13 protein-coding genes are annotated in these 15,818 nt (G+C 60.4%); 10 read left to right on the forward strand and 3 right to left on the reverse strand.

Going from position 1 to position 15,818, the window contains the following annotated elements:
* Window positions 1–81: 81 nt before the first annotated feature.
* Window positions 82–1,422 (reverse strand): O-antigen ligase family protein, encoded by a 1,341-nt coding sequence (locus FJ443_RS29815; protein ID WP_181165376.1) that lies wholly within the window; start codon window positions 1,420–1,422, stop codon window positions 82–84.
* 279 nt (window positions 1,423–1,701) lie between these two features.
* Here FJ443_RS29815 and FJ443_RS29820 point away from each other — a divergent pair, with 279 nt between their 5' ends.
* Window positions 1,702–3,999 (forward strand): polysaccharide biosynthesis tyrosine autokinase, encoded by a 2,298-nt coding sequence (locus tag FJ443_RS29820; RefSeq protein WP_181167733.1) that lies wholly within the window; start codon window positions 1,702–1,704, stop codon window positions 3,997–3,999.
* 36 nt (window positions 4,000–4,035) lie between these two features.
* Here the strand turns inward: FJ443_RS29820 and FJ443_RS29825 are convergent, their stop codons facing one another.
* Window positions 4,036–5,166: a glycosyltransferase family 4 protein gene (locus FJ443_RS29825; RefSeq protein WP_140498441.1), complete on the reverse strand. Its 1,131-nt coding sequence runs from the start codon at window positions 5,164–5,166 to the stop codon at window positions 4,036–4,038.
* 66 nt (window positions 5,167–5,232) lie between these two features.
* Window positions 5,233–6,453 carry a glycosyltransferase gene (locus tag FJ443_RS29830; protein ID WP_140525318.1) on the reverse strand — a complete coding sequence of 407 codons (1,221 nt, stop codon included), beginning with the start codon at window positions 6,451–6,453 and terminating at the stop codon, window positions 5,233–5,235.
* Window positions 6,454–6,596: 143 nt separating this feature from the next.
* On the opposite strand from FJ443_RS29830, the gene FJ443_RS29835 reads away from it, so the two are divergent.
* The 9 genes from FJ443_RS29835 to FJ443_RS29875 all read left to right on the forward strand — a co-directional run bounded on the left by FJ443_RS29835 (window position 6,597) and on the right by FJ443_RS29875 (window position 15,804).
* Window positions 6,597–7,958 carry a polysaccharide biosynthesis/export family protein gene (locus FJ443_RS29835; protein ID WP_140498443.1) on the forward strand — a complete coding sequence of 454 codons (1,362 nt, stop codon included), beginning with the start codon at window positions 6,597–6,599 and terminating at the stop codon, window positions 7,956–7,958.
* Window positions 7,955–8,617, forward strand: a complete 663-nt coding sequence (locus FJ443_RS29840) for a sugar transferase (RefSeq protein WP_140498444.1) — start codon at window positions 7,955–7,957, stop codon at window positions 8,615–8,617. The genes FJ443_RS29835 and FJ443_RS29840 overlap by 4 nt, the downstream gene beginning before the upstream one ends.
* Window positions 8,614–9,291: a PIG-L deacetylase family protein gene (locus tag FJ443_RS29845; RefSeq protein WP_140666822.1), complete on the forward strand. Its 678-nt coding sequence runs from the start codon at window positions 8,614–8,616 to the stop codon at window positions 9,289–9,291. Before FJ443_RS29840 ends, FJ443_RS29845 begins: the two co-directional genes overlap by 4 nt.
* Window positions 9,292–9,313: 22 nt before the next feature.
* A complete protein-coding gene (locus FJ443_RS29850; RefSeq protein ID WP_140666823.1) occupies window positions 9,314–10,489 on the forward strand; it encodes a DegT/DnrJ/EryC1/StrS aminotransferase family protein in 1,176 nt (391 codons plus the stop codon).
* A complete protein-coding gene (locus FJ443_RS29855; protein ID WP_140666825.1) occupies window positions 10,486–11,496 on the forward strand; it encodes a thiamine pyrophosphate-dependent dehydrogenase E1 component subunit alpha in 1,011 nt (336 codons plus the stop codon). The genes FJ443_RS29850 and FJ443_RS29855 overlap by 4 nt, the downstream gene beginning before the upstream one ends.
* A gap of 3 nt (window positions 11,497–11,499) precedes the next feature.
* Entirely contained in the window at window positions 11,500–12,432 is a 933-nt protein-coding gene (locus FJ443_RS29860; RefSeq protein WP_140561287.1) for a transketolase C-terminal domain-containing protein, read from the forward strand.
* Between the two features lie 6 nt (window positions 12,433–12,438).
* Complete coding sequence (locus tag FJ443_RS29865; RefSeq protein WP_140666827.1) at window positions 12,439–13,533, forward strand: NeuD/PglB/VioB family sugar acetyltransferase; 1,095 nt, start codon at window positions 12,439–12,441, stop codon at window positions 13,531–13,533.
* Window positions 13,534–13,859: 326 nt separating this feature from the next.
* Window positions 13,860–15,044 carry an acyltransferase gene (locus FJ443_RS29870; RefSeq protein ID WP_140498450.1) on the forward strand — a complete coding sequence of 395 codons (1,185 nt, stop codon included), beginning with the start codon at window positions 13,860–13,862 and terminating at the stop codon, window positions 15,042–15,044.
* A 97-nt stretch (window positions 15,045–15,141) separates the two neighbouring features.
* Window positions 15,142–15,804 (forward strand): cysteine hydrolase, encoded by a 663-nt coding sequence (locus FJ443_RS29875; RefSeq protein WP_140666829.1) that lies wholly within the window; start codon window positions 15,142–15,144, stop codon window positions 15,802–15,804.
* Window positions 15,805–15,818: the final 14 nt, after the last annotated feature.

Raw genomic sequence — 15,818 nt, forward strand, 5'->3', positions numbered from 1 at the left:
CATGGGGAGACCCTGACCAGATCTTCCGGGTGCGCCGATTTTAGCCTCTGTAGGAGCTGGAAAGCTCGGCTGGTGGGCCCCTTAGATCGGCCTGCGTAGGAAAGGCCGCGAACGACCGTACTTGGAGCGAGTACCGCGAAGAAAGCGCGTGACCGTTCTTGAAGCTGGGCCGTCGCGCAAAATCGCAACACTGGGCGCCATTCCAAGCAGCAGAGGCACGAGAAAGAAACGACTGTAAAGATGTGGTAGCGCATTTGCCAGCGCCGCGAAGAGGAGAACTGTCGTCGCCGTGCAAATGGCGGATACCTTGCCTTCACGACTCCGAGCGGCAAGGATGGCGATGGTGATGCCTGCCACGAGCAGGAGCAGAAAACCGATGAATCCGGGCAGCCCTGCCTCGACCCATATGAGGAGGTAGGTGTTGTGGACCGGGGCGTGCAATTCGCTGACCTGCCGATACTGGTCGGCACCGATACCAAGCAGTGAATTATTGTCCGCTTTGCCAATGGCCTCATGGATGAGCCGCATACGGTCTGCAAACGTGCCAGCCTCATCGAGGTCACCATTCTGCAGCGCATTCAGCACGCGGTGTTGGAAGACCTCGGGCAAGAAGTCGCGGCCCCAGGTAACGGCAATGAAGAATGCGGCGAGCGAGGTCACCGCTAAAGAAATGATGCGGCGCCACGAGCCCGTCGCGACTACGAAGATGGTGACCGCAAAGACAAGGCCGATCAGGCCGGTATTGGATCCTGTCAAAATAATGCCATAACCAAAAAGCGGCAGTCCGACCCAAAGCCAGCGAGGCCTTATGCAACCTGACGCCACCAGCCACAACATTAGCGGGACAGAGAGCGCTATCAGCGTTGCGCACTCATTCTCGCGTTCCACCCAACCCTGGAAACGACCATTGCCGCTGACAAAGACGGTGCCGCGTTGCTTGAGGATGTCGATTATCACTATCCCCTGCAGACACATCACGGCGATCGAGCAAAGAAATGATTTCATCAAGAGAACGATTTCCGCCCAGGGCCTCGACACGATCATGAAGGCCAGGAGAAAGTAAGCGTACAGATATTGCGCCGAGATGATGAAGCCTCGCTGCGGATCTCCGTGGATCAGACTGCTTAGCAGCAGCATCCCGCATAGTAGGGCGATGCCGATATTCCATAGAAACGTCCCCGCGCCCAAGGGAGAGATCGAAAAGGATTTCCCGAGTATGGCTGCGAATACGGCCGCGAGAGCGAAGCCGTCGCTGATGGTAAAATAGAATGCATCAAACCGAAGAATATTGAAGGGCGTGAGAAAGACGGACGCCACGGCGAACCAGAGCCCGAGTCTCCCGGCTACCTCTGGCAACGATGTGACGGCCGGTTTGGGGCCGGGCCTTGTCCAATAATGGCGAGGAGCCCTGGCGTAGTTCATCCTCACTCCTGAATCTGCTTGAGAGTCCTTTTCGCCAGCCCTCATTGGGCCTGCAGTTCAGCCTATCTGCCAAGATAGGGCCCGGGCCGGTTACGCTATCCTTTTGGATGATGTCGCCTTTGCGGCTAAGCCTCTTGAGCGCGATTGCGGCCGCGCAACCATGTTAAAACTGTCGTCGCGGTAAGTCGCGAATTCGATGTTGGGTAGCCTCCAGGTCCGATGTGGCAGGGCCGGCTTGGACCAGTCGAAGACAAACAAAAAGGGGCGGGATCTGTGAGCTTGATAGACGACAACAGCGTGTGGAGCCGTCTGGAACCATTTCTTCAAGAGCCGATCGAGCCGTCGAAGGAACGCACTTTCGGCCCGCGCGAGCTCTACACGCTTTTCCGAAGGCGCCTCCCCTTGATCCTTGCGGTCGTGAGTACCGGCACCGCTCTCGCGCTCATCACGGCTGTGGAACTTCCCAAGACGTACACCGCTCGTTCGATGATCGTTGTCGAATCCGACGATCCCAATCCTCTCGACACCGCACAAGCGCAGCCTAATCAACAGCCCGACAAGTCGCGAATGGACACCGAGGCGGATCTGATCACCTCTCGTGTCTTTGCCAGCCTGGTCGTCGACAGACTGGACCTCATCAAGGACCCGGATTTCAACACCTATCTTAAACCAGCCGCGAGCCGAGCTTCCCCTTCGGATTCGGGCCCTGGACTGCTGTCACAGGCCGTCGGCTTGATCGTCTCGATACCGCGAGCGCTATGGAGCCTTGTCGCCGGCGCCGACCCGCAGGATCCCGCGTCGCTGCCATCGAAGGGGGTTCAGCAAGATCGGGCGATTTCATCGTATCTGTCGAGCGTTTCGGTTGACCGGTCCGGAGAGAGCTCGGCGATGACGATCTCCTTTTTCAATGACGACGCGTCGAGGGCGGCCCTGATAGCCAATGCGACGGCCAAACTGTTCGTGGAATGGTCCCGGGACAACAAGCGGCAGGACATCAAGGACGCCGTTAGCTTTCTGAGGCAGCAATCGACGGAGCTTGCGTCACGGATAGCCGCCATAGAAGGCCAGATCGCCCAATATGCGCGAGAACACGGCGTATCCAGCGATCCACGCGATGATCTGCTGCGCGCCTCAATCCAGCAAAGCAACGAGCAGCTCAGCACCGCCAGAGGTGAATACACGCAAGCGCAGGCGCGCCTCGCCCAGGTCAGGCTGGCGGCCAAGACCGGCGACGCGGGCGCCAACGTCGATCCCCTGCTCTCATCGGACTTCCTGACGTCCCTGCGCAACGACGAAGCGACGGCGATGAGGGATCGCGCGCAACTGGCCAGCAACTACGGGCGCAATCATCCCTTGGTCCAGGAGGCGGATGCAAAAGTAGCGGCCGTCCGCGCGATGATCTCTCAGGAGATGCTGCGTACGATCGCAATCTTGGAAAACGACGTCCGCGTCAACGAAGGCAGGGTCAACCAACTCGCGAAGACTTTGGAGGAGTCCAACGAGCAACTACGGCAAAGGAGCCTGGCGGAAGCGAAGCTTCGGGAACTGAACAACCAATTGTCGACCGAGCAGAAGCTCTACGACCTCGTATCAGGCAGGCTTGGCAGCCTCGATCCGTTTTCCGAGGCGGTCGAGCCCGGCGTGCGGACGGTTTCCGCTGCCGAGATTCCGACGAGCCCTTCCTTTCCCAAACTTCGTTTGATGACGGCAGGCGGTTTCGCCGCGTCGCTGATCCTAGCCCTGATCCTTGTGCTGACGCTTGAAAGCATGGATGTGAGAATACGCGAGTCACAACGGGTATCGAAGCTTATCCGTGCGCCACTGCTGGCGTCGATTCCGCAACTGCCCAAGAAATTCCTGCAACGCGCCACGCCTCCTCTTGAAACCTTGTTGTCGCAACCACGGTCGGCCTTCTCCGATGCCTTCCGGTCGCTGTACATGGCCTGCACCCGGATGAACGGTGGCCGGAGCAAACAGGTGATCCTGGTCAGTTCAGGACTACCACAGGAAGGCAAGACAACGACGGCCATGGGCCTCGCCGTGGCAGCTGGAATGGACGGCGCCCTGACAGCGCTGATTGATCTGGATTTGCGAACCCGCAGCATCCATAGCGCCATGCAGTTTGGGCCCGCCGACAAGACACTCAACGACTACCTACATGGTGGTTGCACCCTGGCAGAGATCGTTCAGACGCTTCCTGAAGTTCCGCGACTGGATGTGCTGGCGCCATCTGCCGACGACCAGACCTTGCCTGAATTCCTCAATTCCAGCCAATTCGCGAAATTGCTGGAGGCGTTCCGGCTCGAATACGACGTGGTGATCATCGACGCGCCGCCTGTGCTCGTCGTCGAAGACGCAATCAGGATTGCCGCCTCGGTGGATACCGTCGTGGTCGTGGCCGCGTGCGACAACACCACGCAAGAGGCTCTCTCCCAGGTTGTCGAGCGCCTGCGGTTCGCCGGCGGTCCATCGATCGGCTGGGTGTTCAACCGCGTCGACCCCTTCCGACAGGCCCGTGGTGCCCTGCGGAAAGCCTATTTGAAACGGCAGCAGATTCGTCGTTATTTTCCCGCTTGACCGCCATCGGCCGCGCGGCCGATCAGGCGCGGCCGACTATATCCCCATCGCCTCGAGCAGGGTTTGGTTCACCTTGTGAACATCGAACCGGTCTTCCGCGAGCTTTCTTGAGTTGGCGCCCATCTTTGCGGCGAGTTCCTCATCCTCGAGAAAAGCCCGCTGCGCCGAGGCGAGAGCTTCCACGTCTCGCGGCTCGACCCGGAAACCGTTCTCGCCCTCGATCACCGTTTCTTGACAGCCAGGGGCGTTGGTCGTGATTATCGGCCGACCGGTCGACAAGGCTTCCAGCGCGCTGCGGGGAATGCCCTCCCTGTAATAGGACGGCAACACGAACACGGTGGACGCGGTCAAATAGGGACCGACGTCGTGTGTTTCGCCGAGATATTCAACGGCGCCTTCCTTGGTCCACTGGTCCATTTCGGCTTTCGAGATGGAGAGGGGACTGGGATCGAAGGGCCCGAGAATCTGAAAGCGTGCAGCGCGGTACTTGGTCTTCAGGATACGCGCGGCGGCAGCAAACTCGGCAATTCCCTTTTCGCGAAGCAAGCGAGCGATCAGAAGGAAGACGGGAGGCCCTGAAGGTGGGGGGCTTGCGGCAAACAGTGTCAGGTCCACTCCTGAACCCGGGATCATGATCACCGGCGTCGTCGCAGAAACCATCCCATGGCGCCGGATGTCGGAAGCGTCGGCGTCATTGTAAGCGAAAACTGCTTCGCAGCCGACCAGAGCCGAGCGGTAGAGACCAATACTCAACCGGCGCAAAATGGTTGCGCGCAGTCCCGTCATGCTGCCGCTGAATATGAAGCCGAAGCCTGTAAAGAGCGCAAACCGGCGCGGTACACGGGCAAGGCGGGCAGCCAATCCACCATAGATGATCGGCTTCATCGTATACGCCAGGACGATTTCGGGCGCCAAGCCGCGAATGAGCTTGTAAAGCGCCTTGAGCGTTCGCAAATCGGCCAGCGGACTGGTACCCGTCCTGGCCATCGGAATCTGTCGAAAGGTCACGCCAATTGCCTTGAGACCGGCGATCGCCCGCTCATCTTCATCGGGGGCGAGCGCAATGACATCATGCCCCGCAGCGACCATGGCCTTCAACAATTCGAGACGAAAGTTGACAAGCGAACGCGTCAGGCTCGCAATGACGACGATGCGCTTGCGGCGCATCGCATAGTCCACAGGGGCGCGAGGAGAATCTCGACCATTCATGTGCACAGCAACCACCAGCCGCTCCTATCGGATATGGCGACGACGCCCTAGAGCTGCTTCGTAGAGTTCCAGGTGCCTGCCGACGTAAAGGGAAAGCGAGAAGTTCTCCATGACGCGACGACGCGCTTGTTGACCCAAGGCGCGGCGCTCGGCGGGTTCAAGGCTGACAAGCCTGATCAATCCGGCGGCCAGAGCTTCACTATCTCCCGGTGGAACGACCACGCCACTGTCGCCGACCAGCCAGCCGGAGTCGCCGACCGCGGTAACCACCGCCGGCACGCCGCTGGCCATCGCCTCGCCTACGGCAAGGGAAAATGCCTCGCCCCAAGCCGAGCAAAGCGCGTAGACGTCGAAGCCCGGCATGAGGTCGGCGATGTCAGCGCGGATGCCCGGCGTGGTAATGCGGTCGTCTATGCCGAGCTCACGGGCGGTGCGCCGCACCGGGCCGTCGGCATGTCCCTCCCCGATAAATATGCCCTGAACGTCGTATCCCTGTTCCAGGAGCCGGCTGATGGCGCGGACCAGGCTAACCTGGTCCTTCATGGGATGGAAGCGTGCCACATGGCCGATCATCAGCCGTCCGGGCGGCAAGCCGAACAGGCGGCGCAGCTTCGCACCGGCGTCGGCCGAGGGGGAAAATTGATCGCAATCCGTCCCGTTCGGGATAACCACCCTCCGGCGCGGATCAAAGCCCAGGCGCTCGTGATCATCGGCGGCGACGCGCGAGCAATATGAGATCGCGCTGGTGCGCCTCGACAGGCGGGCCGAGAGCCGTATCAATTGGCGCGTCAATGGTTTCTCGTCGGCGAGATCTCGAACCGTGTGATGGATGCTCCAGATGACCGGCGAGAAATTGAGCCCTAGCATCGAGCCGAGCGTTGCCGCGACGTTGCCGTGATACATCCACCCGTGAAGAAGATCGGGGGCCGCCCGTCTTATCGACCGCGTCAGCCGAACGACATCGCGCGGTCGCGGCCGTTCCGTCATGCCGAGCGAAACGAGCCCCGATCTTGTATATTCTACGTTTGCAGCCACCGGACCGGGTGAAAGCAGGGACAGAACTGAAGTCGAGAAGCGATTTTGGTCGACCTGGCCAAGAAAACGGGCAAGCATGACCTGAGCGCCGCCGACGTCGAGACTGGTAATGGTGTGAAGAACACTTGTGTGCACGCAGGCTTCCCAGCTGTCTGCAACGCTCCGCCCTGAGGAAGCATTCAATCGTCCGGCAGTATCCAGCCGCACCATACGTTGGTTGCAGTCGACATCCAGTTAGCCAAATTAGGTGGGAACCAGACCGAAGGTTGTCACCGCTCCACCAAAGGTATGACTCATTGTCCTCGCGCAGGTGTCGCTAGGGTCTTTGCAGGAAAATTCTATGGTGGGCTTCCATGGCATCTTATTGCAATGCGGCGCGGAGCAGGCGATCGACAGGCGCGTGGACCAGTACATTCCTTGCGAAAGCACTGGGATCTGCCAGTATTGCGATCCTTGCGGTTGCAGCGATTCTGATTTCCCAGCTTGATGCCTGGGCCGCGGCGGACGATGACTACAAGGTTTCGGTCGGCGATGTGGTGTCGTTTGACTTCATCGACGACGCGCTTCCCGCCGAACAACTCACGGTCGCCAGCGATGGCGCGATCAACATTCCGCTGATCGGCAGCTTTGAAGTCGGCGGCCTGACGGTGCCCGACGCCTTGAGTCGTATCCGTAAGGCATTCATCGAGCGTGAACTCTTCAATGACCCGCATATAGCTCTTGCGGTGGTGAGCTTCCGCCCGATCTTCGTCCTTGGGGATGTAAAGGCGCCGGGCTCGTTTCCTTACCAGCCGGCACTGAATGTGGAGCAGGCGGTGGCGCTTGCGGGCGGCCAGTCGACCGGGGGAGCCACGGCGGAGGATCGCGTCGTAACACGCGCCCGATTGCGCGGAGCTCTTGATGAAAGCGTGGTGGAGATCGCCAAGGAGGCGGTCGCCGCTGCGCGCATCAAGGCCCAATTGGCAAACAGCGACAAGATCTCGGAACTGGATCTGCCTGCCAAGATCAAGGGCCTCATGAACGCCAACCTGCTCGCGACGCTGCTTCCTACCGAGCAGCGCATCCTTGAAGCAGATCAACATGCGCTGACGACACGTCGCAAGCAGCTCTCGGCGGGGATCGAAGAAGTAAATGTTGCCCTCGCCAATGTTCAACAGCTTTCGGACATACAAAAGACAGTGATCGCTTCGGCACAGGCGGATCTCGATCGCATCAGGGGCCTCAACAAGAAAGGTCTCGTCACAATCACAGACCTCTCGAACGCCGAGCGCGAAGCGACCACGCAGCAATCCCATCTGCTTGAAATCTACAATCAGGCATCAACGGTGCGCCGCGAATTGAGCCAGTTGCAGCGCGACCTGGATGACGCCACCCAGACCTGGACACACACGGCGTTGACGGATCTCCAGGCCCACAACTCTGAAATCGAGCGCCTGATCGCGGTTCGAGAATCGACCGAGGAACAGATCCTGCTGTTGAGCTCGCTGGCCGCGGAGCAGACACGCAGCAACAACTCCATCACGTTCACCTACCAGATTCGCCGCAAGGTAAATGGCCAGACCGCCACAAAGGTGGCGACCCTCGACGATCCGGTTGCGGCCGGAGATACGATCCTTGTGTCAATAAACCGCCTGGATAGCGCCCAGGACACGACAAGCCGTTCAGCCACTACCTTGGCGACGACCTCTTCCGTCCAGGTCGGACCGTCGCAATGATCGGCCTCAGCACCCCAACAGCACGTTCCGGCGGCTGGACTGCGCGCGTTCCGCTTGGCCGGGCCATACCAAGCCGTATCGCCGCGGTGATCCTTTTGGTTCTCAGCCTGCCGCTATGGCTCGTGGCTGCTGCCATTGTCTGGGCCAGTGTCGGCCGTCCATTGTTTTTCCGCCAGTCTCGCAGCGGGCTGGAAGGTCGCCCGTTCGTGATCTGCAAGTTTCGTACGATGCACGAAGGGCGAGACGGGAATGGCATGCTGCTCCCCGACGCTTTGCGTGAGACGCCGGCCACGCGATTGATGCGCTCCGTCCGCATCGATGAGCTGCCGCAGCTTCTCTCGATCGCCAGGGGGGACATGGCCTTCATGGGGCCTCGTCCGTTGCTCCCGGCCACCATCGCCGAATTCGGCGAGCTGGGGCGTATTCGCGGCACGGTCCGCCCCGGCCTGTCCGGATGGGCACAGGTGAACGGCAATACCCGCCTCACCAACAGCGAAAAGCTAGCGCTCGACCTCTGGTATGTGCGCAACCGCAGCCTGTGGCTCGATCTGCACATACTGGTTCTGACTGTCCAAGTGGCACTGTTGGGCGAACGTGTCGACCGCCGCCATGTCGACCACGCTTTGAAGGCTATGCCCGCCGGGACGGTCCGGCCATGAACCCAGCACTCGGTCGACTTCTGGTGATCGCACCGCATCCCGATGATGAGGTCCTGGGGTGTGGCGGCACGATAGCCCGGATGGCTGCCCAAGGCGCAGAAGTTCATGTCGCAGTGGTTACGCGAGGCAGCCCGCCCGCCTTCACAGAGGAGATGACGGAACGGGTTCGCAGCGAGGCCAAGGCGGCGCATGCCTGTTTGGGCGTGCAACAGGCGCATTGGCTTGATCTGCCGGCTGCGCAGATCGCCGAGACGCCGCACGCGACGCTCAACAGGGCGCTGCTGACCCTGTTGCGGGATGTCGTGCCGGATACGTTGCTCATCCCTTTCGTCGGTGATGTGCACATGGACCACCAGCTGATCTTCCTGTCATCGCTGGTAGCGGCTCGCCCGACCCAATCTCAATATCCGCGGACGATCATGGCTTACGAGACCGTCTCCGAAACGAACTGGAATGCCCCCTATGTGACGCCGAGCTTCGTGCCGAACGTCTTCATAGACATCGCATCGACGCTGGACCGCAAACTCGAAGCTGCGTCGATGTTCGCCTCACAGATCAGAGATTTCCCGCATGAGCGTTCGATCGAAACCTTGCGGGCGCTTGCGATCGTCAGGGGCACCGCCGCCCATCTGAGGGCGGCCGAGGCCTTTGTCCTTCTGCGAAACGTCATTTGAATCCTAGCTGGAGTATTCTGCGATGAAACGCTGGCCAATCTACGACGAAGAACAAATAACCGATGTGGTAGAGGTTTTGCGATCCGGCCAGGTGAACGCCTGGACCGGCGACCATGTGAAGACCTTCGAACGCGCCTATGCGCGCAGCCTCGGCCGACGTCACGCGGTGGCGCTGGCCAACGGCTCGCTCGCGCTGGATCTTGCGATGAAGATCCTCCACATCGGCGCCGGCGACGAGGTGATCGTCACGCCCCGCAGTTTCGTCGCCTCCGCCGCCTGCGTCATGTTTGCCGGCGCCACGCCTGTTTTCGCGGATGTCGATCCGAGTTCGGGCAACCTTTCCGCCGAGACGATTGCGTCGAAGATAACGGCTCGAACGAAGGCAGTGATCGTCGTGCATATTGCCGGCTGGCCGTGCGATATGGCGCCGATCATGGAACTCGCAAAGCGCAGCGGCATAAAAGTCATTGAAGATTGCGCCCAGGCGCATGGAGCCGAATACAACGGACGACCGATTGGCTCCTTCGGCGACATAGCGGCGTTCTCGTTCTGCCAGGACAAGATCATCACGACGGGCGGCGAAGGTGGGCTTGTCGCAATGGACGACAAGAAATTGTGGCTCGCTGCCTGGAGCCTCAAGGACCACGGCAAGAACTACGATCTGGTCTTTGCCCCCCATAGGGCGACAGGGTTTCGCTGGCTGCATGACAGCATCGGCACCAACTGGCGCATGACATCAATCCAGGCAGTGCTTGGCTTGCGGCAGCTCGAGCGCCTACCCGACTGGACTCGCCAACGCGAGCGAAATGCCAGCATCTGGATGATGACGCTTGCTGAATTGCCGATGCTGCACGCGCCCCAGCTCGGTTCGGAGCATAAGCATGCCTGGTACCGATGCTATTTCTATATCAAGCCCGAGATGCTGTCCCCCGGATGGTCGCGCGACGAGTTGATTGCGGCTATCAATGCGGCCGGCGTCCCATGCTTCTCGGGAAGCTGCTCTGAGATCTATCTTGAACATGCCTTCGCGGACGCCGGGGTAGCGCCGCCCGAACGTCTGCCGATCGCACGGCAGCTCGGTGAAACGAGTATGGCTTTTCTGGTCGACCCGTCCTGGACGACCGAGGAGACCATGGCTGCCGCGTCGACGGCGCGGTCAATCCTTGTTACGGCTTCGCGCCAGCTCGAGGCAGCATGACAAAGGAACGCGCGATCAGGAAGGATGAAACCGTTCCAGCGTCTTCTCTGGCAGAGCTGCAGATAGTGACGTCGTCAGCAGCGCGGAACCTCACCCTTGCCCCTACAGAGCGTGGTTTGCTCGGATTCGAACTGCCAGCCGCGGTTCGATTTTATCAGCAGATGATGCTCATCCGGCTCGTGGAGGAGCGCTTGCTCGATCTTTTTTCCCAAGGTCTCCTGTTCGGCACGACGCACACGTCCATTGGACAGGAAGCCAATGCGGTTGGCGTGATAAACGCTCTTGACCGGGACCGCGACATTGTCTGGAGCAACCACCGCTGCCACGGTCATTTCATTGCCTATTCGGGCGAAGTTGAGGGCCTGATAGCCGAGATCATGGGGCGTGTAACCGGCATTTGCGGCGGACGCGGCGGCAGCCAGCACCTGTGCTTCCGCAACTTCCACTCCAATGGCATCCAAGGAGGCATCGCACCCGTCGCGGTTGGTAGTGCGCTGGCGCGAAAGGACGAAGGCGCCGTCGCAGTGGTCTTTCTCGGCGACGGCACGATGGGCGAGGGAGCCGTATACGAGAGCCTTAACCTTGCGTCTGTTTTCGCCGCCCCGGTGGTCTTTGTGATCGAGGACAACGAGATCGCCCAGACGACGCCCAAGCATCTGACCGTCTCCGGTTCGATCGTCGCCAGGGCCGAGCCGTTCGGCGTCCGCACATTCGCCTATGACGGCAACGATCCGGTCGCGATATATGAGCTCGCCCAAGAAGCCGTAGGCTATGTACGCGCCGAATCCCGCCCTTGCTGGCTCTACTTGCGAACCGAACGGATGGGCCCCCACAGCAAGGGAGATGATACGAGGCCGGCGGAGCGTCTTGAGCAAGCTCGAGCCAGAGATCCCATACCCCCGATGCGCCGGCGCGTTGCGAACGCCGATGAGATCGACGCCTACTGCCTGAATGTCGTGGACAGCGCGGTCGAATCCGCCGCCGCGGCCGCCTTGGCGCGGGGCTGATCCATGCGTGTCGTCGAATCTATCAACCGCGCGCTACACGATCTCATGGGAGCCGATCTCCGTCTGGTGATTTTGGGTGAGGATGTCCTTGACCCCTACGGTGGCGCCTTCAAAGTCACCAAGGGTCTTTCGTCAGCCTATAAGGACCGTGTCTGGACCACGCCGATCAGCGAAGGCGGCATTGTTGGCATGGCGGCAGGCATGGCCATCAAAGGCCGGCCTGTGATCGTCGAACTCATGTTCGGAGACTTCATAGCCCTTGCTGCCGACCAGATCATCAATCACGTCGCCAAGTTCCGTTGGATGTACAACGACCAGGTTGAGGTCCCCGTCATCATCCGCGCTCCCATGGGCGGACGGCGCGGCTATGGGCCGACGCACTCGCAAAGCCTGGAAAAGCATTTTTGCGGCGTGCCCGGGCTGACGGTGCTTGCCACTCACGAGTATGCCGATCCTGGTACGCTTCTGCATCGGGCCTTCGCGTCGCGATCCCCTCACCTGATCATCGAAAACAAGGTGATGTATTCCAGGCCCGTGCTCGGACCCGACGCGCTTCCACGCCCGGCGGATGCAGATGTCGTGATCCTGACATATGGAGGTTGCGTCGAGCACGCTGTCGCGGCCGCAAAGAAACTCGCGCAAGAGGAGGAAATCGCGACCACCGTGGTGGCCGTCGAACAGCTGTCGCCCTTCCCTGGCGATGAGGTCCGAAGCCAGGTCGGCAACTGCACGCGTGTGGTCGCGGTGGAGGAAGGCTCTCCCGGCTGGGGCTTCGCGTCGGAGTGTGCGCGCGCGCTGATCGGCCGGGTCAGGCACTTCAGCGCATTGACCGGGCCCGATCACCCCATTCCCTCAAGCCGCGACTGGGAGGACGATCTGCTGCCGGGTGTGAACGCCATCCAGGCGGCCTGCATCGACCTGTTCCAGAAAGGCTAAGCGTACATGACCGTGCTTGTCGAAGCCCCGCGGGTTAACGCCAACGAGGACAATCTCCAGCTCATCGAGATTCGGGTCGCACAAGGTGAAAGGGTCGAACAAGGCACCATTCTTTTCGTGCTTGAGACCACCAAGGCCGCAGTCGAGGTAGATGCTCCGGAGGCAGGAACTGTCGGCCTGCTGGACATCAAGGTCGGTGACTTCGTTCCTGTCGGCGCAACGCTTTGCAAAATCCTCGACGAAAATTCGAATGCCGTTGTCGGGGAGACCAGCGCGGCCGATGTCGGGGCCAGCGAGGTCGCGATAACGGCTAAAGCCCGCAAGGCCGCATCCGAGCTCGGGGTCAACCTTGCGGACGTCATTCCGTCCAATGGCCGCATTGGCGAAGCCGAGGTGCGCGCTGCTGCCGGTCGCCGATCCGCCGCCAAGAGAGCCGAACCGGGCGGGCCGAGTTCCGTCGCTTTCTCCAGGCGGGCCGTCATCATCGGCGGCGGCGGCCACGCCGCCTGTTTGATCGATGCTCTCGATGGTGCCGGATACGATATCGTGGGCTGCACCGATCAAGCGTTGCCCGCCGGCCACCACGTCTGCGGCGGTATTTCGGTGATCGGCACGGAAGACTGCCTGGAGCGCTTGCTTGCCGAGGGCACGCGCCATGCCTTCATCGGCATCGGAGGCGCCCAGTCAAGCCAGGTGAGGCGGGCAATGTATGAACGCGCCACCGCAATGGGCTTCGTTCTGCCGCCTGTGATCCATCCTTCCGCGATCGTCTCCAAGGCGACCAGGATTGGACATGGCTGCCATATTCTGGCCGGCGCGAGCATCGGTCCGCGCTGTACGATCGGTAACAACGTCATCGTCAATCAGGGGACTATAGTCTGCCACGACAGCGTCGTTCAGGACAATGCGCACCTGACACCAGGCGCTATCATAGCCGGCGGAGTGGGCATCGGAGCCTTGACCGTCGTGGGAATGGGCGCAACGGTGCTCCTGGGCGTCCAGATCGGCGCCGACTGCCTGATCCACAACGGCGCGCACATCAGCGCCAATGTCGCAGACAACACCATCGTCGACGCGCAGGGCCGCCGCCATCTCCGCTAATGCATGTCGCCCAAGGCGATCTCCGGCTCGAGAAAGCGACATAGCGGGGCGGTTCGACGGGGCGGCTCTCGTGGCTGCGGCCGAGGGTTCGCCAATTCCGATCGGTGTCAGTCAAGCCGTACTTCGGTTGCGGTCCAGCGATCGCCCGCAATCAGCATCGGGCCTGGGTTAAATCAGTCCCGCAATGCGGCTGTTAGTCATCCGGTGGAGTTTTTCTGCGGCAGCCCACTACTTTTGGGCGGGGGTGTCCTTCGAATTCCCGAGCATTGCGAGACCTGGGATGGTGTACGGTGAAATGGTCTGCGGGATCCAACTTGAAGGCTCAGATGACCGTTGCACATCTCCATCCTCAGAACTCATCGGGTCCGCAGCATTTTCCCGTCGAAGCGTCAGCGAAGCCGGCTGGCGACAATTCGTTCAATGTAGCCGCGCATGGGTTGCGCGGCATTGCTTCTCTTATGGTCTTCTTCGCTCACCTCCTGGGCGGCACGGCGGAGCACGTCTACGCCTCCAATTCGGCCTATGTCGACCGCATTACGCCCTTCTGGAATTTCGGCACCTTCGGAGTCTGCCTTTTCTTCGTAATCAGTGGCTTCGTCATCCTGCCCAGTGCGATACGCTATAGTCCCGCTCAGTTTGCTGCCCGACGGTTCCTGCGCCTCTACCCTCTGTTTTTCGCGCTAAGCCTGCTTTTCATCTTGCTGAACGCAACCACCAACTTTTATCCCGAAACCAACAATCTCACAGCGGTTCTGGCAGGACTGACATTCCTGAACCTTGCAACCCATACCGAGCAATTGACGCCGAACGCGTGGAGCCTGACCTTCGAGGTCTGGTTCTATGTGTTTACGGCAGCGTTCGTTTTCCTGACGGTTCGTCGCCCAACCAGACTCGGCACAATTGCGCTCGGTCTTCTCGCGGCGCTCTTTATCGCCCGGTACCCGATCGCCTTGTATTTTCTTGCCGGCGGGCTGATCCGCCTTGCCTACGACCGATTTGAATGGGTAAACCGGGGCCGCCATCGGCTTGCCGAGAGCGGGGCGCTGGCAGCTTGCGTCTTTCTCGCCAGCCGCGGCCATTACGACTATCACTGGTCCGATTTCCAAAATGCCGAGCTTCCCTTGCTCATGGTCGCGACGGGGCTCTACTTCTGCCTTGCAGTGTCGCGGAACAGCTTGACGGCACTACTCCTTGGCAATCGGCTGCTTCGATACTTCGGAACGGTGAGCTACAGCCTGTATCTGGTGCATCCCTACACGTATCTTCTGACACGCTCGCTGTTTTCCCGCGCCCATCTTTTTTCCGGCAATGTTGTCCTATCGATGAGCGCCTTCATTTTGGCGGCGGCGGCGATCACCTGGGTGCTGACGCATTTCGCGAACCGAACGCTTGAGCTGTGGCCCTATGAGTTTGTCTATCATCAGAAGATCTATCGCTCGGCCTCGCAGCCAAGCGCGATGCGGCTTTGGCTGGCGTCAAATGCCAAACGTGCGGCATGGCTAAGGGGGTAGGATCGCCGTTGCGCGGCGGCCTGCGGCTTTTGAGGCGGATAGATAGCAGACTGGTCGTAACCACTGTTGTTAGGCTGCAAGCAGGGATGAGGACGAAATGCATCCATTTGTCATCGACGCCAAGCCTCAACCTATTTCAATTGATCCCGCTGACGCCGCCGTACTCGTCGTGGACATGCAGAATGACTTCGGCTCCAACGGTGGAATGTTCGACAGAGCCGGAATCGATATCTCCGGGATTCAACGGGCTGTAGGCCCTACTGCCAGCGTAATAGCTGCCGCTCGCGAATTGAGCATGCCCATCGTCTACCTGAAGATGGGATATCATCGCGACCTCTCGGACCTTGGAACGTCGGACGCCCCCAACCGTATTCGACATCTCCAGATCTTCGGGGTGGGCGCGAACATGACAGCCCCGGATGGCAGCGAGAGCCGGATTCTGATCCGCGACACCTGGGGAACAGAGGTCGTCAACGGCCTCAAGCCACAGGCAGGGGATGTCGTCCTCTATAAAACGCGATTCAGCGGTTTCTACGAAACCGAACTCGATTCTGTTCTGAAATCCGCAGGCGTCAAACACCTCATCGTGACAGGATGCACGACCAGCGTGTGTGTGGAATCGACAATTCGGGATGCCTTCTTCAGGGACTATCGCTGCATACTGTTGACGGATTGCACCAGCGAGCCCATCGCTTGGGGTCGTGTCCCCACAGGTGGTGTAGCTCGGCGGTTACGAAGCCGCTCGCGAGCGCGCCGTTAGTCGCGCCGTAGCGA

This window comes from Mesorhizobium sp. B2-6-1 (assembly GCF_006440475.1).
Classification (GTDB): domain Bacteria; phylum Pseudomonadota; class Alphaproteobacteria; order Rhizobiales; family Rhizobiaceae; genus Mesorhizobium.